Annotated in this window: 1 pseudogene; it reads right to left on the reverse strand. The window is 44.7% G+C overall.

Features of this window, described 5'->3' with window-relative positions:
- Positions 1–21: 21 nt before the first annotated feature.
- Positions 22–235: pseudogene (locus FQ668_RS28920) on the reverse strand (MFS transporter); the annotation flags it as partial.

Raw genomic sequence — 235 nt, forward strand, 5'->3', positions numbered from 1 at the left:
TTGCAAACATTCGTCATGTCATCACTCGTTAATGTCGATTCGATAAGTTTCTTTGGTCATCGAGATACAGATCAGAGTAATAACTGCCGCTGCCACTACGAACCACGACACCGCCATAGAATTACCAGTGGTGGCTACAAGCCAAGCTGCAATAATCGGAGTCGGGGCACTAGAAACAATTCCAGAAAGCTGATATGCGACAGACGAACCACTAAAACGGTATTTGGTTTTGTAC

It is taken from the genome of Pseudomonas sp. Kh14, from assembly GCF_900291005.1.
GTDB classification, from domain to species: domain Bacteria; phylum Pseudomonadota; class Gammaproteobacteria; order Pseudomonadales; family Pseudomonadaceae; genus Aquipseudomonas; species Aquipseudomonas alloputida.